Source organism: Nonomuraea sp. NPDC000554 (assembly GCF_040300065.1).
Taxonomy (GTDB): domain Bacteria; phylum Actinomycetota; class Actinomycetes; order Streptosporangiales; family Streptosporangiaceae; genus Nonomuraea.
On record NZ_JBEPDC010000013.1, the window covers coordinates 25,308 to 51,981 of the forward strand.

Genomic DNA, 26,674 nt, shown 5'->3' on the forward strand with positions numbered 1-26,674 from the left:
TTTGGAAAGGGATCGCCATGAGACCGTTGCGTGCGCTGGTGGGCGCCGTGCTGCTGGCCGGCCTGGCCGCCTGCGGCTCGGCCGGGAAGGCTGCCGCTCCGGCGCAGCCCGCGGAGCCGTTCCGCACCGTCAAGCACGCGATGGGCGAGACGAAGATCCCCACACAGCCGAAGCGGGTCGTCGCCCTCGACCAGAGCTTCGTGGACGCGGTGCTCACGCTGCAGACGCCGGTGGTCGGCTATACCACCTACCGCTCGATCGACACCAAGCTCCCCGACTACCTCGGCGCTGTCGCCGCCCAGTACGGCAAGGAGGCCACGCCGGTCGGCACGCTGGAGCAGCCCAGCCTGGAGAAGATCATCGCGCTCAAGCCCGACCTGATCGTCTCGGCCAAGGTCCGGCACGAGGCGCTCTACGACAAGCTCTCGAAGATCGCGCCCACCGTGTTCAGCGAGACGACCGGCGCCATCTGGAAGGACAACCTCCGCCTCATGGGGCAGGCGCTGGGCAAGGAGCAGCTCGCCGAGACCACGATCAAGTCCTACGAGGAGCGGGCCGCCAAGATCGGCACGGAGATCAAGGAGAAGGACGGCAAGCTGCCGACGGTCTCCGTCGTCCGCTTCGCCGGCGAGCCGACCACCCGCCTGTACGTGGAGAACTCCTACTCGGGCGTGGTGCTGAAGGACGTCGGCTTCCCCCGCCCCCAGGGCCAGCCCACCAAGCAGGACGCGATCGCGGTGGACGTCAGCCAGGAGCGCATCGCCGACCTCGACGCCGACCACGTCTTCGTCTCCACCTACCCCGACCCGTCCTCCGACGGGCCCAAGCAGAAGTTCCTGGGCAACCCGCTGTGGGGCAAGCTCAAGGGCGACAAGCACGATGTCAGCGACCTGACCTGGATGAGCGCCGTCGGCATCCAGGGCGCCCACGCCATCCTGGACGACGTGGCCAAGCTCTTCGCGGTGGACCCGGCCAGGGCGGCGTCCTAGGACGGCAGGAAGGCCCGCAGGTCGGCCAGGTGCGGCGCGAGGTCCAAGCCCTGGTCGGCCAGCCAGCCGGGGTCGCCGTACGTCCCCCTGTAGCGGTCGCCGCTGTCGCAGATCAGGGTGACGACGCTGCCCTCGGTGCCCGACGCGCGCATCTCGCGGATGAGGTCCACGCAGGCCGCGACGTTGGTGCCGGTCGAACCGCCCACGTCGCGGCCCGTCGCCTCGCGTACCCAGTGCATGGCGGCGATCGAGCGGGCGTCCGGCACGGCGATCATGCGGTCGATGACCGTCGGCTGGAACGACGGCTCCACGCGCGGCCGGCCGATGCCCTCGATGCGGGAGCCGGCCGCGGTGGCGGACAGGTCGCCCGACGTCCAGCTGGGGTAGAAGGCCGAGCCCTCGGGGTCCACGACGGCCAGGCGGGTCTGGTGGCGGCGGTAGCGGATGTAGCGGCCGATGGTCGAGGAGGTGCCGCCGGTGCCCGCGCCGACCACGATCCAGGCCGGCTCGGGGTGCGGCTCCAGCGACATCTGGGCGTAGATCGACTCGGCGATGTTGTTGTTGCCGCGCCAGTCGGTGGCCCGCTCGGCGTAGGTGAACTGGTCCATGAAGTGGCCGCCGGTCTCGGCGGCGAGCCGGTGCGACTCGTCGTAGATGGCGCCGGCGTCGGTGACCAGGTGACACTTGCCGCCGTAGAACTCGATCAGGTGGATCTTCTCCGGCGAGGTGGACGCGGGCATCACCGCGATGAACGGCAGGCCGAGCAGCCGCGCGAAGTACGCCTCGCTCACCGCCGTGGAGCCGCTCGACGCCTCCACGATCGTGGTCGAGGGGCCGATCCAGCCGTTGGCCAGGCCGTAGAGAAACAGCGAGCGGGCAAGCCGGTGCTTGAGTGAACCGGTCGGGTGCACCGACTCGTCTTTCAGGTAGAGGTTTACTCCCCAGTGCGAGGGCAACGGGAAGACGTGCAGATGAGTATCACAACTCCGGTTGGCGTCGGCTTCGACCTTGCGGATGGCCTCCGCCACCCAGTGACGCGCGCCGGTGTCGTGACGGTCAACGAAATCCATGCCTATACGCTATCGGGTGTGACTCTGGCCACTCTTCCTGCGGGATTGGGTAAATAGTGTTACGATTACGAGACTTGTCCGGCCGTGGACGTGATCAAGCACGCCGCGAGCAGATGGACTGTTCACCTCTCTGACCAGGCGGGATCCGCTAACAAGGCCCTTACGTAGGGTCTGTCACGATGAGAACGCCGTCGGACGGCTTCGTGCCGAAACGGGGGAAAGCGCAAGGGGGAATGAATTGATCACCATGACCGATGAGCAGCGTCAGGACTGGTTCGAGCGCGACGTCGTGCCCGTGACCTCGCAGCTCTTCGCGTCCGCGATGCGCCTGACCCGTAACACGGCCGACGCTGAGGACCTGGTGCAGGAGACGGTGGCCAAGGCGTACACGTCTTACCACCAGTTCCGCGAGGGCACCAACCTCAAGGCGTGGCTGCACCGCATCCTCACCAACAACTTCATCAACGACTACCGCAAGAAGCAGCGTTCGCCGAAGCTGTCCGCCGCCGAGGACATCGAGGACTGGCAGCTGCACGCCGCCGAGTCGCACAGCTCGACGGGCCTGAAGTCCGCCGAGACCGAGGCGCTCGAGCGGCTCCCCGACAACGTCGTGATGAACGCGCTGCGCTCGCTGCCGGAGGACTTCCGGGTGGCCGTCTACCTGGCCGACGTCGAGGGCTTCGCCTACAAGGAGATCGCCGAGCGCATGGGCACGCCGATCGGCACGGTGATGTCGCGGCTGCACCGCGGCCGCCGCCAGCTCCGCGGCATGCTCGAGGAGTACGCCCACGAGGAGGGCGCCGTGCGCCTTCCCGCGCAGCGCGCCGCCTAGTCGGTCTCCCCACCCCATGTGCGGGCGGACGCGGAGCATCCCGCCGTCCGCCTGCTGATCCAGAGCCCGTATCCCCGAGGGGATTCGGGCTCCCGTGATATGTAGCCCGGATCGTCCCTCGCAGGCGACCTCGCCGCCCTACGCGACGGCTATCAGCGCCACCGCTCCGAGGGCGCAGGCGACCCCCGCCACCTGGATTCCCTGCAGCCGCTCGCCGAGCACCTGTCTCGCCAGCAGCAGCGTGCTCGCCGGGTACAGCGACACCAGCACGGCCACCAGGCTGAGCAGCCCGCGCTGCTGGGCCAGCAGGTAGAGCACGTTGGCCGCCATGTCCAGGACGCCGGCCGCGACGATGATGTGCAGCGACCCCGGGCCCGGCCTGAGCGAGCGCCGCGTCACCACGGCCAGCAGCACCACCATGGTGATCGACGACATTCGCGCCCCCACCAGCGGCCACAGCCCCGACCCGTCGGGGGCCATGGCCAGCAGGATGAAGAAGCCGCCGAACCCCGCCCCCGCCGCCAGCGCGGCGAGCACGGAGGCCGCCGAGCCGCGCTTCGCCGCGGACCGGTCCTGGCTGACCAGCAGCACCGAGCCGAGGGCCAGCGCCACGCCGACCAGTGCCACCGGTTCGGGGCGATCGCCGGTCGCCAGCCCGAAGACGACCGGCAGCGTGGCCGAGGTCACCGCCGTCGTCGGCGCGACCACCGACATCACGCCCGCGGCCAGCGCCCGGTAGAAGAGCACCAGTCCGGCGGCGCCCGCGAACCCCGCGCCGAGCCCCCAGAGCAGCGCCCCCTCGCTGAGGTGGCCCGGTAGGAGCGGCAGAAGGGCGAGGATCAGCCCCAGCCCGGCGAGCTGCGAGAGCGACACGACCGAGAGCACGCGGGAGCGGCGGGTGGCCAGCCCGCCGAAGAAGTCGGCCGTGCCGTACACCACCGCGCAGGCCGTCGCGAGGATCACCGCTGTCACGTTCCACCGTCCAGTTCACTGTGTTGCACCCTTAGTACAACACATAGGGTGCAACATACTGCAAATCGGATTCACTACACTGCACTGCATGGAAGATCCGGCGACGATCACTCAGGCGATCGCGAACAACGTCCGCGCCCAGCGCTCGCACAGGGGGTTGACGCTCGACGCGCTCGCCGCCAGGTCGGGAGTGAGCAGGGGAATGCTCGTCCAGATCGAACAGGGCCGGACGAACCCCAGCATCTCCACCCTCACCCGGATCGCCTCCGCGCTCGGCGTGACCGTGGCCGGGCTGGTCGAGGTCTCCGACGTGCCCGTGGTCAGGGTCATCGACAGGTCGGACGTCGTCACCTTCGACCAGGGCGGGGTGCGGGCCAGGCTGCTCGTCGGCGCGGAACGGCCGACGATCCTGGAGCTGTGGGACTGGCGGCTGGCCCCCGGCGAGCACCACGACGGCGACGCCCACCCGGCGGGAACCCGCGAGATGCTCACCGTCCTGGCGGGAGAGCTGACCCTGACCGTGTACGGAAAGGATCACCTGGTCAGAGCCGACGACGCGGTCCTGTTCACCGCCGACAGGCCGCACCGCTACGCCAACCGCGGGCAGGAGGAACTCAGGCTCGTGATGGTGGTAGCGGAACCGAGACAGGTGCCTGACCAATAACGTCGAATGGCCTCCAGATCACCATCTGGAGTTTCATGATTACTCCATGTCCTTGACGGCTGGTGCCCGTTGGTGGGTACATCCCGGTGTGTGCGGCGAATCGTCGGCTGGGGGTGGCGTGTGAGTGAGGCCAGTGCCGCGACGGAGAAGCTCCACGCGGAGCTTCACGGTCTCGGTGTCACCACCGCCTACGAAGTGGGGGACGAGGCGACCCTTTCCGTATGGATCGGTCTGGTCGTCCGTTACGGTGACGGCTTTTACCGTTGGCAGGAAGGAGCGGTGAAACGTCGGCATTTGGGTACGGATCCGGTTGGATGCGCCATGAGAGTGGCGCGTCGTTACGCAGAGCTACAGGCACACATTCCACTCTGGTGGGATGACCTGGCCAAGGAGCTGCGGGGAGGCCCGGCCCAGGACTACCCGTGATCCCCGCCGACGCTTTCAGGGGGAAGCATGCGCGCGTGGGGGTTGCCGCTGGCCTTGCTGATGTTGGCGGGTTGTGCCGGGAGCCCGGAACCTGTGGCGCCGTTGCCCGTGGTCGCCATACCGCCGGCCAGGATCGACCCCGGCGTGCTGGCCAGGCGCCTGGTGGCCATCCAACCCTCCTGGCCGAGTCAGCACGTCAACTGCAGGCGGGTCAAGTGCGTGGCGCTGACCTTCGACGACGGCCCGGGCGACTACACCGACCACCTGCTCGACCTGCTGAAGGCCCGGCACGTCCGGGCGACGTTCTTCGTCGTGGGGCAGATGGTGGCCGCCGACAAGAAGCACCTCGTACGCCGGATCTTCAGGGACGGACATGAGCTCGGCAACCACTCGTGGAGCCACCCGCAGCTCACCGCGGTGCCCGACGGCGTGCTGCGGCGCCAGCTGCGGTTCACCCAGCGCCTGGTACGGCAGCTGACCGGCGTGCGGATGCAGATCATGCGCCCGCCGTACGGATCGACGGACTCCAGGGTCGCCGACGAGGCCCGCCGCGACGGGCTGGCCCAGATCCTGTGGAGCGTCGACACCCTCGACTGGCAGGACCACGTGCCCGCCATCGTGGCCAGGCGCGCCACCACGGCCCGGTCGGGAGCCATCGTGCTGATGCACGACATCCACCGCACCACCGTAGAGGCCGTGCCGAAGATCCTCGACACGTTCACCAAGAAGGGGTTCACCTTCGTCACCGTGTCGGAGCTGTTCAACCACCCGCTGGTGCCCGGCAGGCGCTACAGCGGGCGCTGAACCGTCGCCCGTCCGTGGCACTCTTACGGCATGGGTTTCACCGGTTTCCCCGACGAGGCGTTCGTGTTCTACGAGGGCCTCGAAGCGGACAACTCCAAGACGTACTTCACCCGCCACAAGCACCTGTACGAGGACGCGGTGCGGGCGCCGATGCTCGCCCTCACCGACGAGCTGGCCGACGAGTTCGGCACTGCGCAGCTGTTCCGTCCGTACCGTGACGTGCGGTTCGCCAAGGACAAGTCGCCGTACAAGACCCACCAGGGGGCGTTCATCGACCTGATGCCCGGCATCGGGCTGTACGTCGAGGTCAGCGCGGCGGGGCTGTTCATCGCGGGCGGCATCTACACCCAGGCCGCCGACCAGGTGGCCCGCTACCGCGCCGCCGTCGACGAGGACCTCTCCGGCAAGCCGCTGCAGTCGATCGTGGCCGAGCTGACGGCGGCGGGCTACACGCTGGAAGGCGACCGGCTGAAGACCAGGCCGCGCGGCGTCCCCGAAGACCACCCGCGGATCGAGCTGCTGCGTCACAGGTCGCTGTACGCGGGGCTGCGCCTGGAACCGGAGCCGTGGGTGCACACGGAGGAGGTCCGTGGCAGGGTGCGCGAAAGCTGGCGGGCTTACGGGCCGCTGGTGGCGTGGCTGTGCACCCACGTCAGGGGGAGCGAGCTGCCGCGCCGGTGACACACCCCGACGAAGACGCGCTGACAACGAACGGCGAAACCCGGCCCCCATCGAGCGGGACGGGTGATTCCGCGCGCCCCCCTTCCCTCTCACCGGAGCGCCACGAGCCCCCGCGACCTTCCGACCGCTCCGGAACCGCGGAACTCCCTGAACCCCCCGAATCGCGCGGGGCCCGCGAGCAGGCGGCCGGGCGCGGAGAGAGGGCTCACGGTGACGGTGGGAGGTCGGGGAGTCGCGGCGGGAGCGTGCGGCCTGACGGGGAGGGCGACCGGTCGGGGAGCCGTGGGCGGCCGGGGAGGCGGGAGCGGGTGGTGATCGGGTCGGTCGCGGGCGTCGCGGCCGCCGTCTACGCCGTGCTGTCGCTGCTGCGTTTCGCGAACTTCAAGGCCAGCGCGTACGACCTGGTGATCTTCGATCAGGCGGTGCGGTCGTACTCGCAGTTCCGGCTGCCCGTCGCGATCGTCAAGGGCGTGCACAACGACTTCGGGCCGGGGTTCAGCGTCCTCGGCGACCACTGGTCGCCGATCCTGGCCCTGCTCGCCCCGCTGTACTGGGTGTTCGACGACCCGCGGACCCTGCTCGTCGCCCAGGCCGTGCTGCTGGCCGCCGCGGCGGTCCCGCTGTGGGTCTTCACCAGGCGGTCGCTCGGCCCGGGAGCCGCGCACCTGGTCGCGGTGGCGTACACGCTCTCGTGGCCGGTCGTGGAGACGGTCGCGTTCGACTTCCACGAGGCCGCCTTCGCGCCGCTGCTGACAGCCGTGCTGCTCGAACGGTGGCAGGCGGGCAGGCGGGTGCCCGTCGTACTGGCGGCGCTCGGCCTGCTGTGCGTCAAGGAGGACATGGGGCTGCTGGTCGCGGGGTTCGGGCTGGTGCTGCTCCTCCAGCGCGGCTGGCGGGCCCTGGGAGGCGCGTTCGCGGTCGGCGGGCTCGCCTTCACCTGGCTGGCCTCGCAGGTGCTCATCCCGCTGTTCGGGGGCAGGGCCGACTACTACTGGGCGTACGGCGCGCTCGGCTCCGACATGCCCGGGGTGGCGCGTACCGCGCTGACCGACCCCGTCGCGGTGCTCGCCCAGCTCGGCAGCCCGCCGGTCAAGCTCGTCACGCTGGCGTTGCTGCTCGGCGTCGCGTTGCTGGCGGCGCTGCTGTCGCCGCTGGCGCTGATGGCCGTCCCGCTGCTCGCGGAACGGATGCTGGCCAGCTCGTTCCCCAACTGGTGGGTGCCCGAGTACCACTACAACGCCTTCGTCGTGGTGGTCGTCTTCGCAGCCGGGGTCGACGGCGTGCGGCGCCTCCGGGCGCGCCGCGGGGAGGCCGCCTGGGGCGGGTGGGCGCGCTGGTGGGCGGCCGGGGTGCTGGCGTTCGCGGTGGCGAGCGTGCCGTTCTTCGCGCTCCGGGGCCTGGCCGACCCGGGGGCGTACCGGCTGGACCAGCGGGAGCGGGCCGCTGCGGCGGCCGTCGCAGCGGTGCCCGACGGAGTGCTCGTGGAGGCGGCCAACAACCTCGCGCCGAACCTGTCCGGACGCGCCACCGTGCTGCTGTGGGACCGGACACCCCGCTGGGCGCCCTGGGTCGTGGCCGACATCGGCCGCCGGACCTTCCCGTTCAAGGAGCTCACCGAGCAGCAGGAGCGCGTCCGTACCCTGGTGGCGGCCGGCTACCAGGTGAGGTTCGCCCGCGACGGCTACACGGTCCTGTTCAGGGCAGGCGAGACAGGCTCGACGTCCCCTGGTCGCCCTTGAGAATCCGGTCGACCGTCTGCCCGGCCGCCGACGTGGCGGCCGTGGTGCCCGCCGCGATGACGATCGCCACCAGCGGCGTGGCCAGGCTGCGGACGCTGCGGACGTTGCGCACCCGGGCCCACGGCTCCCCGGCCAGGTGCATGACACGCCACTCCCAGTACAGCCCGAGCCCGATGCAGACCAGCGCCCCTCCACCCACCACGATCGCCACCACCTGCAGCTTGTCCAGGGCCCCGAGGTCGGGCGCGGCCAGCGTCGACAGGTACCCCGACAGCTCCGTGAGCAGCGCCGCCGCCATCAGGTACAGGGCCTTGGTCATCGGCTGGGTGCCGCGGATGCGCGGGTAGAAGTAGCCGAACAGGAAGCCGAAGGCGGGCAGCGTGAGCAGGTAGCGCGCGTCGAACAGGAAGCTCGTCAGGTCGGGCCCCGACGGCCAGCCGTACACGAGCAGCAGCGGCAGGCTCAGCAGCAGGCTGACGACGAACGCCTGCACGCCGTTGTGCCACGGCGTGCAGCCCGCCGCCGTGGCGAACGCGGTCTCGGGGTGGCGGCCGTGCGCGCGCAGCGACTGCTCGAGGTCGTGCCGCCGGGCGTCGAACTCGGCCATGCTCAGCTCACCCGCGCCGAGCTTGCCCCGTCCGAGCCGGTAGAGCTCCTGCTCGGCGATGAGCAGCAGCCGCTTGTGCAGGGCCGCCCTGACCAGCTCCCGGTGCTCGTCGGACGTGGCGGGCTCGACGATCGCCGGACGGGCGCCGGAGAGCAGCCACAGGGCGGCGAGGCAGGCGACGAGCGCGGTGATCGACAGCAGCGGCAGCGGCACGTTGCTGTCGGCCAGCGTGAAACTCCCCCGGGGGGTGAGGTAGAGCACCATCAGGCAGACGATCATCGTCGCCCGCGCCCTCTGGTGGTCGACGGCCGTGATCGCGCCGCCGAGCCGTCTGAGCCGCAGCACCAGCATCGCGAACCCGAGCAGCAGCAGGCCGAGCACGCCGCGCATGAGCGGGTCGAGGGGCACCGCGCCGATCTTCGGGACGTCCTGGCCGGGCAGGGGCAGGCTCCACGACCCCGCGTCCAGCCACTCGATGGGCCAGCCCTGGACGAGCAGGCTGGTGGCCACCGACACCAGGATCGCGGCCCGCGACCACGTTCTCGTGGTCACCGCGATGGCGGCGATCGGGATCAGCGCCCAGCCGGCCGCCAGCGCCAGCCGGACGCTGTCGGGCGGGTAGACGCCGTTCAGCAGCGCCCTGACCCACAGCGCGAGCGCCAGCAGGCCGATCGCCGCCCCGGCGGCCAGCGCGGACAGCCGCGTGTCCACCGCCCGCACGCCGAGGTCCACGCTGAAGGCCACCGCCGACCCGGCCGCCGCCAGGACGGCGACACTTCCGGCGGCGAACAGCGTCGGGGCGGGGACCTGCCCGTGCAGGAAGGACCACGACAGCATGCCGAGGGCCACGAGCACGCCGAGCGCGCTCGCGCCGAGCACCTCCCGCTGCGTCCAGTAGGGGCTGGTCGGCAGGACCCTGTTCGCGTGCCACAGCACGAGGGCGGGCACCACGCCGAACAGGATCACGTACGCGAACGGTGTGAACGCCTCCGCGACCAGCGGGATCGCCAGCGTGGGCGCGGCCAGCGCCAGGCCGACGGCCAGCTGCCTGTTGGGGACCCGCTGCCACCAGGCCGTGCCCAGCGAGCGCAGCAGGAAGACGGCGAGCGCGATCGCGGTGAGCACGCCGAGCGCGGTCGCCCAGGAGAAGTCGTCCTCCTCCTGCTTGTCGGGGAAGCCGTAGGAGTCCTGCGCCAGGGTGACGGTCACCGGGTACGGCCCGACGGTGAACTCCAGCCGCTCCACTTCCTCCTTGTCGGGCTCGACGCCCTTCACCTGCAGCACGGTCCACTCGCCGGTGACCACCTCGACGGTGCGGCGCACGACCACGAGGGGCCTGCCGACGGGAGCGTTGAAGGCCAGCGCCATGAGCTCCTCGGGCTTGTACTGGCGGAGCAGCGTGACGGTGAACTTCGCCGTGGTCTGCTTGCCGGACGTGGTGAGCACGGGCGCCTGCCGGGTGGTCGGTAGCAGCTCGGTGCCCGAGACCTTGATCGCGCCGAACCCGTTGTCGGTGAACCGCCTGATGCCCTCGGGGAAGCCCGTGCCCTGCCGCAGGGTCTCGGCCAGGTCGTCGGACGTGTCCATCCGCAGCTGGTGCACGATGGTCACCTTCACCTGGCGCTGCCGCTCGTCCAGCCGCCCCTGGGGCACCCCTCTCAGGTCGGACGGGGTGGCCCTGGCGATGACGACCTCGGTCGTGGCCCCGCGGTCGGACTCGACCGTGGGCATGGTCCGCCCGGCGGTCAGCTCCCACGGGTCGGGCACGGGCGTCTCGGCCGTCGGGGCAGGCATCGCCACGGGCCTGGCTGCCAGGGCGCACCAGACGATCGCCGCCACCGAGACCGCAGCCAGCCCGAACGCGACCACCATCCGGAGCTTCCCCACAGAATGGATGATCCACGCGAGCCGGGTGGGGTTCCCTCTCGAACGGTAACGGTGTGATCACACCTGCGGCACGCCTGTCGGCGACGCCACACTTCCGTATCGGCCGCGCCGCACCGCGCTGACGGGCCCGTCACGCTGCGGTAAAGGACGACGGCCCGTTACGTATCGGGCCGTGAGCCGGGGTAAGGAAGACGGCCCGTCAGGTACCGGGCCGTGATCGAGGTGGAGCGGACGGCCCGTCACTTACCGGGCCTTCACTTGGGTGGATGGGGACGGCCCGGCACGTCGTGCGTGTCAGGCCGTCCTGTCACTGCGCCGCCGGTCAGGCGCGCTTGGCGCGGGCGGCGGCCCGGCCGCGGATGGCGGCGTCGAGGACGACCTTGCGGATGCGGACCGCGTCGGGCGTGATCTCCACGCACTCGTCCTCGCGGATGAACTCGAGGGCCTGCTCCAGCGAGAGCTGGCGCGGCGGGATCACCTTCTCCGTCTCCTCGCTGGTGGAGGAGCGCATGTTGGTGAGCTTCTTCTCCTTGGTGATGTTGACGTCCATGTCGTCGGACCGCGAGTTCTCGCCGATGATCATGCCTTCGTACACCTCGGTCGTCGGCGAGACGAACAGGGTGCCGCGCTCCTGCAGGTTGAGCATGGCGAACGCGGTGACAGGGCCGGACCGGTCGGCCACCAGGGAGCCGTTGTTACGGGTGCGCAGCTCGCCGAACCACGGCTCGTAGGAGTCGAAGACGTGGTGGACGAGGCCGGTGCCCCGGGTCTCGGTGAGGAACTCGGTGCGGAAGCCGATCAGGCCGCGCGCCGGGACCACGAACTCCATCCGGATCCAGCCGGTGCCGTGGTTGGTCATGTGCTCCATGCGGCCCTTGCGGACGGCCAGCAGCTGCGTGACCGCGCCCAGGTACTCCTCCGGGCAGTCGACGGTGAGCCGCTCGACGGGCTCGTGCACCTTGCCGTCGATGGTCTTGGTGACCACCTGCGGCTTGCCGACGGTCAGCTCGTAGCCCTCGCGGCGCATCTGCTCCACCAGGATGGCCAGCGCCAGCTCGCCGCGGCCCTGCACCTCCCAGGCGTCGGGCCTGTCGGTGGGGAGCACGCGCAGCGAGACGTTGCCGACCAGCTCCTTGTCGAGGCGGTCCTTCACCATGCGGGCGGTGACCTTGCCGCCCTTGACCTTGCCGACCAGCGGCGAGGTGTTGGTGCCGATGGTCATCGAGATGGCGGGCTCGTCGACGGTGATGAGCGGCAGCGGGCGCGGGTCCTCGGGGTCGGCCAGCGTCTCGCCGATCATGATGTCGGGGATGCCGGCGATGGCGATGATGTCGCCGGGGCCCGCCTCCTCGGCGGGCTTGCGCTCCAGCGCCTCGGTCATCAGCAGCTCGCTGATGCGGACCTTCTGGATGGAGCCGTCGGTGCGGCACCAGGCGACCTGCTGGCCCTTGCGCAGCACGCCCTGGTGGATCCGGCACAGCGCGATACGGCCCAGGTAGGACGACGCGTCGAGGTTGGTGACGTGGGCCTGGAGGGGCGCGTTCGGGTCGTAGGTGGGCGCCGGGATCGTCGACTTGATGATGTCGAACAGCGGCTCCAGGTCTTCGGAGTCGGGCATGCCGCCGTCGTCGGGACGGTTCATCGAGGCGCGGCCGGCCTTGGCCGAGGCGTACACGATCGGGAAGTCGATCTGCTCCTCGGTGGCGTCGAGGTCCATGAAGAGCTCGTAGACCTCGTCGACGACCTCCTTGATGCGCGCGTCGGGCCGGTCGACCTTGTTGATGCAGAGGATCACCGGCATCTTGGCCGACAGCGCCTTGCGCAGCACGAACCGGGTCTGCGGCAGGGGGCCCTCGGAGGCGTCGACCAGCAGCACGACACCGTCGACCATCGACAGGCCGCGCTCGACCTCGCCGCCGAAGTCGGCGTGGCCGGGGGTGTCGATGATGTTGATGGTCATGCCGCCGTGGCTGACCGCCGTGTTCTTGGCGAGAATGGTGATGCCCTTCTCGCGCTCGAGGTCGTTGGAGTCCATGACGCGGTCGTCGACGTCCTGGTTGGCGCGGAACGCCCCGGACTGCCAGAGCATGGCGTCGACCAGCGTGGTCTTGCCATGGTCGACGTGCGCGATGATCGCGATGTTCCGCAGGTCGTCGCGGCTGTTCAAAGGCATGATGACGTCTCGCTCTGTGATCGTGGGGGCGGGCCGCGCGAAGTCGCGGACCTTCTAAGTCTAGTTGATCCCACTCATGGCGGGAGCGTGACCAGGTCCAGAGGCTGGAACCGGCGCTCTGGCGTGCATATGGCGGACGAGCGTGATCCGGACGTACATAGCCGGTTACACATTGCTGAGCATGTCAGCGACTCCTGGGGTCCCTACATTGACGGCATGACCTGGACAGAGCTGGTTATGGGCATGACCTCTGTGCGCGGCGACCAGCCGGCGGTGAGCGACGTGAGAACGGGCGAGGTGCTGTCGTACGCGTCGTTCGCGCGGCGGGTCACGCACGCGGCGGCCGGGTTGCGGCGGTTCGGCCTGCGCTACGGCGACCGCGTGCTCGTCGACCTGCCCCTCGGCGTCGGGCTCACCGTGGCGGTGCACGCGGTGGCCTGGGCGGGCGGCACCGCCGTCCTCGGAGCCACCGGCACCGCCCTCATGATGATCACCCAGGGGCCTCACACCCGCGAGGCGGTGGACGTCCAGCGTGTCTTCACCTTCGAGCGGACACCGGGCGCGATCCAGTTCGCCGACCTGATAGGGGGGCGCACGGTCGAGTTCGGGCCGCTCGCCGGGCCCGCGCTCAGCCTCGACGGCGACCGGGTGCTCGACCACGACGAGCTGGCGACCGACCTGCGCAGGCTGGCGAGCCGCCTGCTGATCAGCAAGGACGACGTGGTGCTCAGCGCGGTGAGCGAGCCGTTCACGGGGTTGCGGGTCGCCGACCTGGCGATGATGGCGGGCGCCCAGGTGGTGATCGCGCACGAGCCGACGCTGATCGGCGCCCGGGTGCTGGCCGGCGAGCGCGCCGCCACGCTCGTGGTGGCCCCGTACGAACTGGCCAGGAAGCTGCTCGGAGACCCGGTGCTACGGGTCGTCGACGAGCGGGCGATCGTCAGCTCTCTCGGTCTTTGACTTCCTCCCCCTCCTAACGGAGGGAGGTTCCCACCCTCACGAGTGAAGTTTCCTGCTTCACAGCCGACCGCATCCGAGAGGGCCCGGAGTGTCTCACGTCAGCTCCACAGGCGGACACCGCTTGACCAGCGGCCAGAATGTTCTTGGCGGCGTTGATGTCCCGGTCGTGCCGGGTGCCGCAGGACGGGCAGTGCCACGTCCGGGTGTTGAGCGGGAGTTCGGCGAGCAGGTGCCCGCACGTCGAGCAGGTCTTGCTGGAGGGGTACCAGCGGTCGATCACGATCAGGTGCCGCCCGTGCCTGGCTGCCTTGTACTGCAGTTGCCGCCGGAACTCGCCCCATCCGCAGTCGGAGATGACCCGCGCCAGTCGGCGGTTGCGGACCATGTTCTGCACCGCCAGGTCCTCGATCACGATCAGGTCGTGCTCGCGTACCAGGCGGGCGCTGGTCTTGTGGAGGAAGTCGGCGCGGGCGTCACGGACCTTGGTGTGCGCGCGGGCGACCTTCGCCTTCGCCTTGTTCCTGTTGTTCGAGCCGCGCTGTTTGCGGGCCATGCGCCGCTGGTAGCGGGCCAGATTCTTCGCCTTGCGTTCCAGATGACGGGGGTTGGCGATGCGCTGCCCGGTGGACAGGACCGCGAAGTCTTTGACGCCCAGATCCACACCGACCGCCGAACCGGCAGCCGGGACCTGCCCGCCTTCGCCGGCGGTCTCGTCGGCGGTCTCGACGGCGGTCGTGTCGGCGGTTTCGACGGCGGTCGTGTCGGCGGTTTCGACGGCGGTTTCGACGGCGAGGGAGGCGTGCCAGCGGCCGTCGGGGTCGCGGGAGATGGTCACCGTCGTCGGGTTCAGCGTGGCAGGGTCCACCTCGGGCCAGGACCACACGAACGCGAGCGGCGCGTCCATCTTCGCCAGGAACAGCCGCCCGTCCTTCCAGCGGAACGCCGAGCGGGTGTAGGTCGCCGACTGCTTGCCGTGCCGGGACTTGAACCGGGGATGGCGGGCGCGTCCGGCGAAGAAGTTCACGAACGGCGTGTACTGGTGCCGCAACGTCTGCTGCAACGGCACACAGGAGACCTCGAACAGAAACCCGAACTCGGGGTCGCGCTTCAACTCGGTCAGATACCGGTCGCTCTGCGCGTAGGACGTCGTGGCCCCGTCGGCGCGGTAGCGGTGGCGCCGCCACGCCAGCGTCTTGTTCCACACCAGGCGTACGCAGCCGAACGTGCGATTCAGCACCGCAGCCTGTTCGGGAGTGGGGTAGACCCGCACACCTTGTACGCCGTACGCACGTTCGCATTCTGCCGCAGCACAGAAAGATCCGTCAGCGAAAGGGAGAAGGTGACGTAATGTGCGCTTCGCGCCCTGGGTTGTCCCGGCTCCGTCGGGGCAACCCTTGCGGGGCCTGGATTCCCCCGGCCCTGACGGAACGGGCTTCCTCCGGGTCATGGTGAGAAACCGGTGACAGAGCGCGCCGAGTACGACACTGTGAGGTCATGGCAGACGGCCTCCGGCACAATCTCCCCGCGGAGCCGAACCGGTTCGTAGGTCGCGAGCGCGACATCGACGACCTGTGCGAACTGCTCGGCGAGACGCGCGTGGTGACCCTGTGCGGTGTCGGCGGCATCGGCAAGACCCGGCTGGCGCAGCAGGTGGCGGTCAGGCTGCTGCCGCGCTACCCCGACGGCGTGTGGCTGGTCGAGCTGGCCAGGATCACCCGTCCCGAGTTGGTCATGCAGGAGATCGCCAGAACGCTCGGCGTGAGCGAGGAGGGCAGCCGCGCGCTGTTCGACACCCTGACGGCCAGGCTGCGCGACTCGCGCGGCCTGCTGCTGATCGACAACTGCGAGCACCTGGTCGACAGGTGCGCGGAGGTGGTGGCGGCGCTGGTCGCGGCGTGCGGACGGCTGAACATCCTGGCCACCAGCCGGGAGCCGCTGCGCATCGCGAGCGAGCTGATCTGGCGGGTGCCGCCGCTTGACCTGCCCGGCCTGTCAGAACCGCCGGGCCCGGGCGCGGGCGACGTCGAGTCCGTGCAGCTCTTCCTCGACAGGGCGGCCGCGGCGGGCACCCGGCTGGGGCCCGACAGCCTGCCCGACGTGGTGCGCCTGTGCCGGGCGCTCGACGGGCTGCCGCTGGCGCTGGAGCTGGCCGCGGCCCGTACCAGCCTGCTCAGCCCCGGCCAGATCGCCGACCGCATCGACGACCGCTTCTCGCTGCTCACCACGGGCGGCCGCACGGCCCCCGCCAGGCAGCGCACCCTGCTCGCCGCCGTGGAGTGGAGCTTCGAGCTGCTGTCGGTCAAGGAGCAGGTGCTGCTGCGCAGGCTGTCGGTCTTCGCCGGGGCCTTCGACCTCGACCTGGCCGAGCAGGTCTGCACGGAGCGGCCCATCTCCGAGCCGGAGATCGTCGATCTGCTCGGCGGCCTGGTCGACAAGTCGCTCGTGCTGTGCGACGAGGCCCGCAGGCGCTACTGGATGCTGGAGACGATCAGGAGCTTCGCGGCCGGACGGCTGGCGGAGGCGGCCGAGTGCGAGGTGCTGCGCGAACGCCACCTGGAGGTGCTGTGCGCGCTTCAGGAACGCCACTTCGCCACGGAGCTGCTCAAGCAGGGGATCCCGTGGCGGGAACGGCTGGCAGCCCTGACGCTGAGCCGCGGCCACCTCGACGACCTGCGGGCGGCGCTCGACTGGGCGGTCGAATCCGGCAACGCCGCACTGGGCCTGCGACTCTGCGCGTCCAGCACGGGTCTGCTGCCCGTCAGCGGCAACGTGACGGAGATCGTCGGCTGGCTGGAGCGGCTGCTGGCGCTGGACCTCGGCCAGGTCACCGACCAGCAGGTGGCCCGTGCCAAGGCGTACCTGGCCTACGGGCTGGAGGCGCGTGACGAGCTGAGCCGAGCCCTGGAGTACGCCATGCAGAGCCTGGACGGCCTGCGCGACGACGACTCCTTCTGCGTGTGCGTCGTCCACAGCCTCGCGGTCATGCTGCTGCTGCGCATGGGCCGGGTCGACGAGGCGTTCCACCACGCGGAGAAGGGCATGGCCCTGGCCGCGGCCAAGGGCGACACGTGGAACCAGGCCGCCGGGCTGGCCGGGCTGTCGGCGGTGGCGCTGGTGCGAGGGCGGCTGCGCGACGCCCAGCGGTACGGCGAGGAGGCCCTGGAGCGGGCGCACACGCACGGCCACCGCTGGATCCTGGCGCGGACCGCGATGCAGCTCGGGTCGGTGGCCGAGGTCCGCGGGGATCTGGTCACGGCGATGGCCCAGTACGAGCTGGCCGTCCCCTGGCTGGAGGAGCTGGGCAGCGGGGCCGACCTGGCGCGCTGCATGGCCAGGACCGGCAGGGTCGCGGCGATGCTGCACGAGTTCGGTCCGGCGAGGGAGCGGCTGGCCGCGAGCCTGGCGCTGAGCAGGGAGACCGGGCAGCGCCAAGGGGTGGCCCGCTGCCTCGTCGGGCTGTCGGTGCTGGCGGAGGCCGAGGGCGACCTGGAGGGCGCGGTGCTGGCGGCCGCCGCCGCGGCGGCGCTGCGCGAGTCGATCGGCCAGCAGTCGGCCACGATCAGGATCGGGGAACTGCGCGCCCGCGCCCGTGCCAAGCTCGGCGACGGCCGTACCGCCTCCCTCTGGGTGCGGGGCGCGGCGGTGAACCCCGACGACGCGGCCCGGCGCGTCCTGGAAGGCGAGCGGCTGAGGGTGAGCGGCCCCGTGGCCGCCGAACCGGTCAGGCGCTCGCTGCTGACCGCGCGCGAGCTGGAGGTCGCCGCCCTGCTGACGCGCGGCCTGTCCAACCGGGGCATCGCCGCGGAGCTGGTGATCAGCCCGGCGACCGTGGCACGGCACATCGCCAACATCATGGAGAAGCTCGGCTACACCTCGCGGGCGCAGATCGCCGTGTGGGCCGCCGAGCACTCGGGAACTTCTGCATAGCCATCTGCATATTCCGCCCGATGTACGCACGAGATGTCCTCTTTACCGTGGGCCCATGGATGAGCGGATTGTCATGGTGGACTCGGGTACGGGCCTGGGCATCACCCAGGGCCAGCTCGACGAGCTGTCGGCCGCGGCGGCCGTCCAGCTCCGGCGCAGGGGCGTGCGCACGGGCGACACGGTGCTCATCTGCCTGCCCGTCGGCCCCGGCCTGCTGGTGGCCACCGACGCGGTGATCGCGGCGGGCGGTACGGTCTGGCCGGTTCCGGCGGAGCTGGAGGCGGGCAGCCTGCGCGAGCACATCCTCGCCAGCCGGGCCCGGGTGATGATCTCCGACCTGCCGCACGCGCTCGACGCGGCCGACGAGTCGCGCGTCAGGATCGTGGTGAGCCTCCCCGACCTCAGGGCCGACCTGAGCGCCGGGGAACCATACCCGTTGGGTGGCGAGATGTGCACGCAAAGTGATCGTGCGGGCCCCCGAACCAGGGAAGACTGAGCAGGCGTGAGCCTCCCGCCGACACCTGGGCACCCGATGACCGCGCACGTCCAGCACAACCTCCCCGCCGAACCGAACCGTTTCGTCGGACGGGCACGCGACGTGGCCGAGCTGTCCGCGCTGCTGCGCGAGCAGCGCGTGATCACGCTCTGCGGGGTGGGCGGCATCGGCAAGTCCCGGCTGTCGCTGCACGTCGCGGCCGAGGTGGTGGAGCGCTTCGCCGGTGGGGTGTGGCTGGTCGAACTGGCCCGCATCGGCAACGCCGAGCTGATCGCGCACCGGATCGCGGAGGTGCTGGGGGTCCGCGACGAGGTTCCGGGACGGGTGCTCGACGGGCTGCGGGCCCGGCTGCGCCAGGCGGACGCGCTGCTCGTCCTCGACAACTGCGAGCACCTGGTCGACAGGTGCGCGCGGCTGGTGGCGGCGCTCATGGCCGACTGCCCAGGGGTGCGGTTCCTGCTCACCAGCCGCGAGCCGCTGCGCATCCCTGGAGAGCTGATCTGGCGGGTGCCGCCGCTGGAGCTGCCCGACGAGGAGCACCCGCACGCCGAGTCCGTGCTGCTGTTCGTGGACCGGGCGCTCGCCGTCGGGGCCCGCGCGGTGACCGACGACATGGACGACATCGTGCGGCTGTGCCGGGCGCTCGACGGGCTGCCGCTGGCACTGGAGCTGGCGGCGGCCCGTACCAGCCTGCTCAGCCCCGGACGGATCGCCGACCGGCTGAAGAACCGCTTCCAGCTGCTGACCACCGGCGACAGGACGGCCCCCGAGCGCCAGCGCACGCTGCTGGCCACCGTCGAGTGGAGCCACGAGCTGCTCAGGCCCAAGGAGCGGATGCTGCTGCGCAGGCTGTCGGTGTTCGCCGGGCACTTCGACCTCGACCTGGCCGAGCAGGTGTGCGCCGACGGCGGCATGGTGCGGGCCTGCGAGGTGCTCGACCTGCTCAACGGGCTGGTCGACAAGTCCCTGGTGCAGCGGCACGACGCCAGCGGGCGCTACCACCTGCTGGAGACCATCAAGCAGTACGCGGTCGAGCGGGCCCGGGAGGTGGGGGAGGAGGCGTGGCTGCGCGACAGGCATCTGAGGCTGATCTGCGAGGCGCAGGAGCGCTGCTTCACGGCCGGCTCGCTGGCCGACCGCATGCCGTGGCCGGCGCGTTTCGCCTACTTCGGCAGGGGCAGGGCGCTGCTCGACGACTGCAGGGCGGCCGTCGACTGGGCGATGGAGTCGGGCAATGCGCCCCTCGGGCTGCGCCTGTGCCGGGCCACGGTGACGATCCTGGCGATGCGCGGCGACCTGGCGGAGGCCGTCGACTGGCTGGAACGGCTGCTCGGGCTGGACCTGTCGCAGGTGCCGCCGGACGTCGTCGGCGTGGCCAAGGGCGGCCTGGCCTACGCGCTGGAGGCCCGCGACGAGCTGGCTCGCGCCGCCGAGCTCATCGTGGAGAGCATCGAGGAGCAGCGGCGGCACCCCTACAGCCACTGGCTGGGCGTCAGCTACGCGGTCGCGGTGACCGTCTTCCTGCGTACCGGCCAGGGCGACCGGGCCGCGCGCTACCTCCAGGAGCTGGACGAGGCCGCCACCGCGCACGACGACCTGTTCAACCTGGCGACCGCCCGCATGGCGCAGCTCAACCTGGCGCTGTTCCAGGGCCAGGTGCGCCAGGCGCAGCGGCTCGGCGAGCAGGCGCTGGCGCTGGCCGAGGAGTCCGGGCACCGGTGGACCATCGCCAGGGCGCTGACCCACCTCGGGGCCGTCGCGGAGGCGAGGGGCGACCTGGAGGCGGCCCGCTCGCACCACACGGCCGCGCTGCCGCTGCTGCGTGAGCTCGACAACCGGGCCGAGCTGGCCCGCTGCCTGGCCAAGCTCGGCAGGGTGGCGGCCCAGCTGCACGACCACGCCACCGCCAGGGAGAACGTGGCCGCCAGCCTGGTGCTGTGCAGGCAGACGGGCCAGCGCAGGGAGATGGTGCGCGTCCTGGTGGCCCTGTCGGTGCTGGCGCAGTCAGAAGGCGACCTCGACGGCGCCGTCCTGGCCGCGGCGGCGGCGAGCGCGCTGCGCGAGTCCATCGGCCAGCACGGCAACCGCGCCAGGACGCACGAGCTGCTCACCCTCGCCAGGGCCAGGCTGGGCGAGACCCGCGTGGCCGCGCTCTGGGCCCGCGGCCGGGAGCAGCACCCCGACGAGGTGGCCCGGCGCATCCTCGACAGGGAGAGCCCGCCTCCGTCGCCGTCCTTCGCGCCGGCGCCCGAGGGCCGCTGCTCGGCGCTGACGCCCAGGGAGTGGGAGATCGCCGGGTTGCTCACCCGCGGGCTGAGCAACCGGGCCATCGCGGCGGATCTGGTGATCAGCCCCGCGACGGTGGCCAGGCACGTCGCGAACATGATGGACAAGCTCGGCTTCGCCTCCCGCGCCCAGATCGCGGTCTGGGCGGCCGAGCACCGGCCTGGCGCCGGCGACCTGGCGGGCGAGGGTGACCGTGGCGTGGAGGGGCACTGCGGCTGAGCGGGACGGTCGCGCGCGGGTTCCGGCCAGGGGATCGTATGAGCGGGACGGTCGGGCGCGGGCTCCGGGCAGGGGGATCGTAGGCTCGGCGGTATGCCGTTCGCACCGCACTTCCCCGTCATGCTGAGGACCGGCGACGGGGTCCGCATCGACGCCGCGCACACCCCGTCCACACGGGTCGGCCTGGGCCTCGATCGGGGTCTTGATCTGGGCATCGTGATGGCGCACGGATTCACCGGCTCGTGGCGGGAGCGCACCGCGCGCCGCATCGCGCACGTGTTCAGCGGGTTCGGCGGCGTGATCGCGTTCGACTTCCGCGGGCACGGCCGCTCGGGCGGCGAGAGCACCGTCGGCGACCTGGAGGTGCTCGACGTCGAGGCCGCCGTGCGGCACGCCCGCGTGGTCGGCTACCGCAGGATCGCCGTGGTCGGCTTCTCGATGGGGGCGGCGGTCGCGGTGCGGCACGCGGCCCTGCACAGCGGGGTGGACGCCGTGGTGGCGGTCAGCGGCCCCGCCCGCTGGTACTACCGCGGCACCAAGCCGATGCGCCAGGTGCACTGGGCGATCGAGCGGCCGCTGGGGCGCTGGGCCGCCCGGCTGGCCAAGCGCACCAGGATCGCCCGCGGCCAGTGGGACCCGGTCCCGATGCCGCCGCACGAGGCCGCCGCGCTGATCTCGCCCACCCCGCTGCTGATCGTGCACGGCGACGCCGACGCGTTCTTCCCCGTCGAGCACGCGCACCAGCTGTACGCAAGCGCCCGCGAACCCAGGCAGCTCTGGATCGAGCCGGGATACGGCCACGCGGAGTCCGCCGCGACGCCCGAACTCATCCGGCGAATCGGAAAATGGATCACCTCGAACTTTTCCTGAGTAACGAACGTCTACCTAGGGCGGAAGGGAGATATCCGCCGGGAGAAAGTCCTAGGGGAAGGAAACCGCCGAGGCGGTGGACGTGGGACATACTTCATGTAATCGGGCGGTAGCCCAGCGTCGCGGGGGCGCGCTGGGTACCCATCCGTGACGAGGGCTCCGGCACGGCCGGAGCCCTCGGTCGTTTCCCGGCCGACCAAATCCCAGCCGGAACCGGGCCTGCCCGCCCTGTTCCTGGCACGGCTGTCCTCTTCAGGCCGCCCCGTTCTCGGCGCGGCTGCTCCCGGTTTCGCCGCCCCGCTCCCGGTTCGGTCGCTCCCGGTGCGGTCGTGCTCAGCCCAGGCGCGAGATCGTCTTGTACTCCAGGTAGCCGTTCAGGCCTTCCGGGCCCAGCTCGCGGCCGATCCCGCTGGCCTTGTAGCCGCCGAAGGGGACGTTCGCCTCCAGCATGAAGCAGTTGACGCCGTAGGTGCCGGTGCGCACCTGGCGGGCCACGTCCATGCCGTGGTCGGCGTCGGCCGTCCAGACCGTGCCCGCCAGGCCGTAGTCGCTGTCGTTGGCGATGTGGATCGCGTCGGCCTCGTCCTCGTAGGGGATGACGGTCAGCACCGGGCCGAAGATCTCCTCGCGGGCGATGCGCATGTTGTTGGTGACGCCCGCGAACACCGTCGGGGCGACGTACCAGCCGCGCTCGTACGGCCGGTCGAGGCCGCCGACGACGACCTTGGCCCCCTCGTCGATCCCGATCCTGATGTAGCCCTCGACCCGGTCCTGCTGCCGCTTGGCGACCAGTGGGCCGATGCCGGTGGCGGGGTCGGCGGGGTCGCCGACGGGCTGCGAGGTGACCATGGCCGCGACCGCGTCCACGACCTCGTCGTAGCGGTTGCGCGAGGCCAGGATGCGGGTCTGCGCGACGCACGCCTGGCCGTTGTTCATCAGCGAGGCGATCGCCAGCATGCCCATGTTGGACGCGAGGTCGGCGTCGTCCAGGATGATCGCCGCCGACTTGCCGCCCAGCTCCAGGCTGACCCGCTTGAGCTGCTCGCCGCAGATGGCGGCGATGCGGCGGCCCGCGGCGGTCGAGCCCGTGAAGGCGACCTTGTCCACGCCGGGGTGTGCGACCAGGTACTCGCTGACCTCGCGTCCGGCGGGCACGACGTTGAGCACGCCCCGCGGGATCCCGGCCTCCTGCGCCATCTCGGCCAGCAGGTACGCGTCCAGCGGCGTCTCCGGCGCGGGCTTGAGCACGATGGCGCAGCCCGCCAGCAGCGCGGGTGCGACCTTGGTCATCGTGACGAACTGCGGGACGTTCCACGGCACCACGGCCGCCACCACACCGACCGGCTCCCTGCGCACGGTGGTCGGCCCGAACAGGCCGGGGCGCTGCTCCTCCTGGGCGAACGTCTTTCCGTACTCGGCGTAGAACTGGAGCATGCCGAGGGGCTGCGGAGCCTGCGCGAGGTTCGAGAACGTGATCGGCGAGCCCATCTCCTCCGTGATCAGCTCGGCCAGCTCGGCCTGCCGCTCGGTGTAGATCTCGGCCAGCCTGGCGATGGCCTCGGCCCGTTCGGCGAACGTCAGGCGCGGCCAGGGGCCGAGGTCGAACGCCACGCGGGCCGCGGCGACCGCGCGGTCCACGTCGGCGGTGGTGCCGTCGGGCACCCGTCCCACGACCTCCTCGGTGTGGGGAGAGATGACGTCGATCGTTCCGGTGCCCGCCGGGGTCACCCATTCGCCCCCGATGAACAGCGTGTCGTGCTGGCGCATGTCGTGAGCCCTCCTGCTTGACCTAATGCTTGCTTGCTGCCGCACTGCCTCAAGCAGACCGAACCATCTTCTGTCCGAGCACGCAAGAGGGCGCCGACAGGCGCGGTGAGGGGGTTGCGGGGACGCACGGGAGGGGCTGCGGAGAGGGCGCGGGAGGGGCCGGAAGGGGTGCGGCGGGTGGGCCGCACCCCTCTTGCGTGGTCAGCCGAGCAGGTGCCGCATCGACCGCTTGACCAGGTCCGTGCGCGCCGCCTGGCTGGTCAGGCTCTCGACGCCGAACCCCAGGTAGACGGTGTTCTTGGTGGCCAGGCCGCCGCCCTCCTCGAACACCTGGTCCGTGCGGAACCAGTTGTTGATCGACACGGACGAGCCCGCCGGGGGATCCGCGACGGTCCAGCCGCCGAGGTCGGCCTCGAACGAGCTCTGCTCCGCGGTCGCGCCGTCCAGCGTGACCGCGAAGTCGTCCAGGAAGACGCCCGCGCCCTGGGTGCCCCAGTCGCTGACGTAGGAGATCGACAGCTCCACCTTCTTACCCGCGTACGGAGTCAGGTCGATCTTCCACTGCTGCCAGCCGGCGGAGTTGCCGCTGGCGGCGTTCCACGACCCGGAGGTGCCGGTCGGCTCGCAGGCCGGGCCCTGGTAGCGCTGGGTGAACGGGTGGATCGTCCGCCAGCCCGCGCCGCCGCTCGGCGGGGCGCAGCTGCTTCCTGTGTCCTGCGTGGTGTGGCCGTTGGCGTCGGGGAGCGTCGTCCAGTCGTCCTGGCCCGCCGTGTGCGCCTCGACGGTCAGGAAGTCCCAGCCGGACTCGGTGTCGTACGAGGTCCAGAACGACAGGTCGCCGCCCGTCTTGCCGGTCAGGTCGATCGTCCTGGTCAGCCGCTTCCACGACACGTCGGCGATGCCGCTGTAGACGTCCCAGGAACCGGTGTGCGGGTCGAACGGCCCGCCGGGACGCGCCCACTTGACCGGGGCCGAGCTCGCGAACCGGGGGAACTGCCGCGCGGGCAGGATCGCCGAGGTCGCCACGTAGGAGTTGGTGTGGCTCGGCGCCAGCGTGCCCGCGAAGCCGTCGAACCGGCCGCCCACGCCCTTGAGCTCGTACGGCCGGCCTGTCGTCTGGTCGGTGCCGCCGTCGTCGAAGAAGACGTACGCGCCGAGCCAGTACTGCTGGAAGTCGTTGAACACCTGGATGCACGGCGGGTCCGTCGGCGTCGCGCACTCCGGCTGGGCCGGTTGGTCGGGCTGGAAGTAGTACTGGCCGTTGGCGTTGGCCGCGTACGACGGGTACTTGCCCGCGTGCAGCAGCTTGCCGCCCTCGTTCAGGTAGTCGCGGACGGCCAGCTCGGTGTCGACCCCGCCCTTGGACGTGGTGCCGGGCACCTGGCCGGTGCTTCTGGGGATGATGTCGTCGCCCGTCTCCCAGACCACGGCCTTGTAGTGGCTCAGGACCCCGAGCGGGTGTGGGGCCTTGCGTCCCAGCTTGTCCATGTCGTAGACGTCCGAGGTGTAGCCAGCCTCGGCGAGGGCGTTGACGTAGTCGCCGGCGTACTTGGCCTCGGTGGCGCCCTGGGCGGGGCTGATGCCGGTGACGTCCTCGGTGGCCAGCACCAGGACCTTGCCGCCGATGTCGGAGGCGACCGTGTAGGTGAAGTCGGCGCTCTTCCTGCCGAGCGAGGTGAACCAGACCTTCACCTTGTCGCCCGGCCTGGTGCCGGTGATCTTGCCGCGCATCCAGTGGTAGTAGGTGTCGTAGCCGTCGCCGTACCGCTCGCCGCCGCGCCACTCGCTGGTCGGCGCGACCCTGGTTCTGCCGCCGTTGACCTGGTAGTTGAGGAGGACGGGGCCGAGCTTGCGCTTGGCGTCGACCTGTACCACCTGGTCGCGTCCGTAGCTGACCTCGAACGGGTCCAGGACGAAGTCGGGCGTGGTGTTGCCGAGGTGGCTGACCGGTTCCGAGCGGTTGGTGGCGGACTCGGCCACGTCCAGGGCGAACGGGATGTTCTTCTCGAACTCCGCCTGCACCAGGGCCTCGTCGTCGGGGAAGACGAAACCGCAGCCGTCGCAGCCCTCGTCCAGCTCCGGGGTCCAGGCCAGCGTCCCGTACCTGAAGTGGGCGTGGTCGGTGGTCTCGCCGTTGGTGGTGTAGAGCTCGGCGCTCAGGTCCGGGTCGAAGCCGGCGATGGCGGGCTTGGCGTCGTTCCCCGACAGGGCCTGGTAGATCGGGTCGTCCGCGGTCTTCGTGGCGATCTGCCAGCCCTGTGGGTAGAGCAGCAGCGGGCCGTAGGAGTGGTAGTTGATCTGGCCCTTGAACCTGATCCTCTTGAGCAGGCCGTCCATGGCGACGGTCTCGGGCTCGCTGGCGGGCCCGGCGCCGCGGTAGGTCTCGCTGCTGGGGATCGACGAGGAGCCCTCCTCGTCGTAGTGGAAGTTCGTGGGGAAGTTCCTGTTCGGGTCCACGCCGTCGCCGACGGTGATCTTGCCGTCGCCGTCCACGTCGCGCAGGTTCTTCCGCCACAGGCGGTTGCCCTCGGTGAAGGTGAAGTCGTAGCCGTCGGGGTTGGCGACGGGGACGAACCACAGCTCCGTCCTGGTGAGCAGGTCCTTCAGCGCCGTCCTGTTGGCGAGCACGTACTTCAGCAGCCGCATGTCCACCTCGGTGGAGATCCACTCGCGGGCGTGCTGGGTGGCGGAGAACAGGGTGGCGGGCTTGACGCCGTCGGGCAGCGCCCTGGCCAGCGTGGTGACCTTGACGGCCAGGATGTCCTGGCCCTTCAGCGTCCTGCCGATCGACTGGATCTTGACCAGGTCCTTGTTGGCGTTGGCGATGGCCCTGAGCTGGTCGGCGATGCCGCCCGGCTCGGAGTAGGACCTCCAGACGGTGTAGCCGCCCGCGGCCTGCGCCGTGGTCGCCTCAAGCTGGGTCTGGCCCTGCGGGTTGCGTACGGGCTCGGGTTGGTGGCCGAGCTTGCGCAGGCCGTCGAGGTCGGCCTGGGCGGCGGTCAGTTCGACGTGCTCCTTGCCGCCCGCCGTCTCCTGCTGGACGACGTCGAAGCCCTTCTCCCTGAGCGCCTGGCCGGTGCCCGGGGAACCGTCCAACTGGTAGAGCTCGATCCGGTCGGCGGGTGGCGGCGGGGCCACCGTGGCCCCGGCCTCCAGGGCGACGAGGGACGTGCACAGGCCCAGGGTCACGGCCGGGATGAGCGTCAGTAATCGAGACACGGTCTGCCCCTTCGCAGAGTCGAGTTCCTCGAAATCTCACCCGGGGCCGCGATCCCGACAAGACCCAAACTTTATGTGTGCCTTAA

General features: G+C 70.8%; 17 protein-coding genes and 1 pseudogene. 11 read left to right on the forward strand and 7 right to left on the reverse strand.

From position 1 onward, the window contains the following. The first annotated feature begins 17 nt into the window (after positions 1–17). On the forward strand, positions 18–989 hold the full coding sequence (locus tag ABT294_RS24135) for an ABC transporter substrate-binding protein (RefSeq protein WP_350808503.1): 972 nt from the start codon (positions 18–20) through the stop codon (positions 987–989). On the opposite strand, the gene ABT294_RS24140 is transcribed toward ABT294_RS24135, so the two are convergent. Beyond that, positions 986–2,059: a PLP-dependent cysteine synthase family protein gene (locus tag ABT294_RS24140; protein WP_350808504.1), complete on the reverse strand. Its 1,074-nt coding sequence runs from the start codon at positions 2,057–2,059 to the stop codon at positions 986–988. The two genes, ABT294_RS24135 and ABT294_RS24140, sit on opposite strands and share 4 nt — an antisense overlap. Before the next feature lie 247 nt (positions 2,060–2,306). On the opposite strand from ABT294_RS24140, the gene ABT294_RS24145 reads away from it, so the two are divergent. Further along, positions 2,307–2,891 carry a sigma-70 family RNA polymerase sigma factor gene (locus tag ABT294_RS24145; RefSeq protein ID WP_350808505.1) on the forward strand — a complete coding sequence of 195 codons (585 nt, stop codon included), beginning with the start codon at positions 2,307–2,309 and terminating at the stop codon, positions 2,889–2,891. Between the two features lie 138 nt (positions 2,892–3,029). On the opposite strand, the gene ABT294_RS24150 is transcribed toward ABT294_RS24145, so the two are convergent. Further along, positions 3,030–3,863 (reverse strand): EamA family transporter, encoded by an 834-nt coding sequence (locus ABT294_RS24150; RefSeq protein WP_350808506.1) that lies wholly within the window; start codon positions 3,861–3,863, stop codon positions 3,030–3,032. 88 nt (positions 3,864–3,951) lie between these two features. Between ABT294_RS24150 and ABT294_RS24155 the strand changes: the two genes are divergently transcribed. The 4 genes from ABT294_RS24155 (at position 3,952) to ABT294_RS24170 (ending at position 8,177) form a co-directional block, all read left to right on the forward strand. After that, complete coding sequence (locus ABT294_RS24155) at positions 3,952–4,527, forward strand: helix-turn-helix domain-containing protein (RefSeq protein ID WP_350808507.1); 576 nt, start codon at positions 3,952–3,954, stop codon at positions 4,525–4,527. A 519-nt stretch (positions 4,528–5,046) separates the two neighbouring features. Then, positions 5,047–5,757 carry a polysaccharide deacetylase family protein gene (locus ABT294_RS24160; RefSeq protein WP_350808508.1) on the forward strand — a complete coding sequence of 237 codons (711 nt, stop codon included), beginning with the start codon at positions 5,047–5,049 and terminating at the stop codon, positions 5,755–5,757. A 30-nt stretch (positions 5,758–5,787) separates the two neighbouring features. Beyond that, complete coding sequence (locus ABT294_RS24165) at positions 5,788–6,438, forward strand: DUF2461 domain-containing protein (RefSeq protein ID WP_350808509.1); 651 nt, start codon at positions 5,788–5,790, stop codon at positions 6,436–6,438. A 311-nt stretch (positions 6,439–6,749) separates the two neighbouring features. Then, complete coding sequence (locus ABT294_RS24170; RefSeq protein WP_350808510.1) at positions 6,750–8,177, forward strand: DUF2079 domain-containing protein; 1,428 nt, start codon at positions 6,750–6,752, stop codon at positions 8,175–8,177. Here ABT294_RS24170 and ABT294_RS24175 read toward each other — a convergent pair. Then, on the reverse strand, positions 8,134–10,671 hold the full coding sequence (locus ABT294_RS24175; protein WP_350808511.1) for a hypothetical protein: 2,538 nt from the start codon (positions 10,669–10,671) through the stop codon (positions 8,134–8,136). The genes ABT294_RS24170 and ABT294_RS24175 overlap by 44 nt on opposite strands. Positions 10,672–10,993: 322 nt before the next feature. Beyond that, positions 10,994–12,844, reverse strand: a complete 1,851-nt coding sequence (typA, locus tag ABT294_RS24180) for a translational GTPase TypA (RefSeq protein WP_350808512.1) — start codon at positions 12,842–12,844, stop codon at positions 10,994–10,996. Between the two features lie 216 nt (positions 12,845–13,060). Between typA and ABT294_RS24185 the strand changes: the two genes are divergently transcribed. After that, entirely contained in the window at positions 13,061–13,804 is a 744-nt protein-coding gene (locus ABT294_RS24185) for an AMP-binding protein (protein WP_350808513.1), read from the forward strand. Between the two features lie 13 nt (positions 13,805–13,817). On the opposite strand, the pseudogene ABT294_RS24190 reads toward ABT294_RS24185, so the two are convergent. Then, positions 13,818–15,094: pseudogene (locus ABT294_RS24190) on the reverse strand (RNA-guided endonuclease InsQ/TnpB family protein). Positions 15,095–15,298: 204 nt separating this feature from the next. Between ABT294_RS24190 and ABT294_RS24195 the strand changes: the two are divergent. The 4 genes from ABT294_RS24195 (at position 15,299) to ABT294_RS24210 (ending at position 21,602) form a co-directional block, all read left to right on the forward strand. Beyond that, positions 15,299–17,731 carry a LuxR C-terminal-related transcriptional regulator gene (locus ABT294_RS24195; RefSeq protein ID WP_350808515.1) on the forward strand — a complete coding sequence of 811 codons (2,433 nt, stop codon included), beginning with the start codon at positions 15,299–15,301 and terminating at the stop codon, positions 17,729–17,731. Between the two features lie 55 nt (positions 17,732–17,786). Then, on the forward strand, positions 17,787–18,227 hold the full coding sequence (locus ABT294_RS24200; RefSeq protein WP_350808516.1) for an AMP-binding protein: 441 nt from the start codon (positions 17,787–17,789) through the stop codon (positions 18,225–18,227). A 6-nt stretch (positions 18,228–18,233) separates the two neighbouring features. Next, positions 18,234–20,732, forward strand: a complete 2,499-nt coding sequence (locus tag ABT294_RS24205) for a LuxR C-terminal-related transcriptional regulator (RefSeq protein ID WP_350808517.1) — start codon at positions 18,234–18,236, stop codon at positions 20,730–20,732. Positions 20,733–20,825: 93 nt separating this feature from the next. Further along, on the forward strand, positions 20,826–21,602 hold the full coding sequence (locus ABT294_RS24210; protein ID WP_350808518.1) for an alpha/beta hydrolase: 777 nt from the start codon (positions 20,826–20,828) through the stop codon (positions 21,600–21,602). 333 nt (positions 21,603–21,935) lie between these two features. Here the strand turns inward: ABT294_RS24210 and ABT294_RS24215 are convergent, their stop codons facing one another. Together ABT294_RS24215 and ABT294_RS24220 are read right to left on the reverse strand one after the other, a co-directional pair. Beyond that, positions 21,936–23,369, reverse strand: a complete 1,434-nt coding sequence (locus ABT294_RS24215) for an aldehyde dehydrogenase (protein WP_350808519.1) — start codon at positions 23,367–23,369, stop codon at positions 21,936–21,938. Between the two features lie 201 nt (positions 23,370–23,570). Next, positions 23,571–26,588 carry a M14 family metallopeptidase gene (locus tag ABT294_RS24220; protein ID WP_350808520.1) on the reverse strand — a complete coding sequence of 1,006 codons (3,018 nt, stop codon included), beginning with the start codon at positions 26,586–26,588 and terminating at the stop codon, positions 23,571–23,573. Positions 26,589–26,674: the final 86 nt, after the last annotated feature.

Bases quoted from the DNA above. Each gene is read 5' to 3' on its own strand.
- ABT294_RS24165 (WP_350808509.1), top strand. From the start codon at position 5,788: ATGGGTTTCACCGGTTTCCCCGACGAGGCGTTCGTGTTCTACGAGGGC.
- ABT294_RS24140 (WP_350808504.1), bottom strand. From the start codon at position 2,059: ATGGATTTCGTTGACCGTCACGACACCGGCGCGCGTCACTGGGTGGCG.
- ABT294_RS24185 (WP_350808513.1), top strand. From the start codon at position 13,061: ATGACCTGGACAGAGCTGGTTATGGGCATGACCTCTGTGCGCGGCGAC.
- ABT294_RS24135 (WP_350808503.1), top strand. From the start codon at position 18: ATGAGACCGTTGCGTGCGCTGGTGGGCGCCGTGCTGCTGGCCGGCCTG.
- ABT294_RS24145 (WP_350808505.1), top strand. From the start codon at position 2,307: ATGACCGATGAGCAGCGTCAGGACTGGTTCGAGCGCGACGTCGTGCCC.
- ABT294_RS24155 (WP_350808507.1), top strand. From the start codon at position 3,952: ATGGAAGATCCGGCGACGATCACTCAGGCGATCGCGAACAACGTCCGC.
- ABT294_RS24215 (WP_350808519.1), bottom strand. From the start codon at position 23,369: ATGCGCCAGCACGACACGCTGTTCATCGGGGGCGAATGGGTGACCCCG.
- ABT294_RS24210 (WP_350808518.1), top strand. From the start codon at position 20,826: ATGCCGTTCGCACCGCACTTCCCCGTCATGCTGAGGACCGGCGACGGG.
- typA (WP_350808512.1), bottom strand. From the start codon at position 12,844: ATGCCTTTGAACAGCCGCGACGACCTGCGGAACATCGCGATCATCGCG.
- ABT294_RS24195 (WP_350808515.1), top strand. From the start codon at position 15,299: ATGGCAGACGGCCTCCGGCACAATCTCCCCGCGGAGCCGAACCGGTTC.
- ABT294_RS24200 (WP_350808516.1), top strand. From the start codon at position 17,787: ATGGATGAGCGGATTGTCATGGTGGACTCGGGTACGGGCCTGGGCATC.